This window comes from Caballeronia sordidicola, from assembly GCF_002220365.1.
In the GTDB taxonomy this organism is placed as follows: Bacteria; Pseudomonadota; Gammaproteobacteria; order Burkholderiales; family Burkholderiaceae; genus Caballeronia; species Caballeronia sordidicola_C.
Map to the genome: position 1 here is coordinate 1 of NZ_MTHB01000004.1, position 944 is coordinate 944.

The 944-nt window shown below is 62.0% G+C and carries 1 protein-coding gene; it reads right to left on the reverse strand.

Annotation, left to right across the window (positions count from 1 at the left end; all coding sequences use genetic code 11):
• A partial coding sequence (locus tag BSU04_RS00210) for an ISL3 family transposase (protein WP_144021077.1) occupies positions 1–887 on the reverse strand: 887 nt, incomplete at its 3' end.
• Between the last annotated feature and the right edge of the window lie 57 nt (positions 888–944).

The window sequence follows — 944 nt, forward strand, 5'->3', positions numbered from 1 at the left end:
TGATCCCTGTTCCAGTCAGCGGGATTGCCGCGCATGCCCCACATCAGGCCTTGGATCGTCTTGCGCTGGGTCCCCAGCGCAGCCCGCACGAGCTCCGGCTGTTCCCGCATCTCTTCACGCCGCACCTCGTCCATCGCCTCGTTGGCCAGGGCGATCACGTGGAACCGGTCGAAGCTGATCTGCGCTTGCGGCAAGGCTTCGGTGACGCCCTTGATATAGGCGGCGCCCATATCCATGCAGGCGTGCCTGATCTCATCAGGATTGCCGCCGTGCGCGACCAGGTCGGCCTTGAATTCGGTGACGCTCTTGTGGTCGCTGCCCTCGGTCATGAACAGCAGGCGTTTCGCTTCCAGGTCATGTACCACCGTGACGTAATCATGGCCGCGTCTGATACTGGTCTCGTCGATGCCGATCACCTTGACCCCGTCCATCGTTTGCCTGGCGCGCGCCGTCCCGACATAGTGTTCGATCCGGCGCCACAGCCGCCTGGCGTTCACCCGCAACAGGGAGGCCGCCTGCGCGACCGGCAGGGATTGGCACAGCGACAGGCCCAGCGCCTCGAACAGCAGGGTGAAGCCGCTGCCCGGCCGCGCCCACGGAACCTCCACAGCCGTGGTCTTGCCGCAGGCACTGCAATCGACGCGCGGCACGTCGGCGTGCAGCCATGCCTCGAACTGGAAAAAATCGAGATGACGCCAGTCACGTCTGACCCGATCATGGATGCCTTGTCCGTTCACCCCGCATGCTGGACACGGTAACTTTTTCGCGTCGCAGGACACTTCGAAATCGATCCGGCGCTTGGTTGTATCGAGCTCAACTCTGGATACCATCCACGGAGCTTGCAGACCCAACGCGGAAGTAAACAGGGTTTCAACGGCAACACTCACAGACGATTCCTCGATTCAGATAAGGGCGACTACTGCCTACCATCACTTCTTCGCAAC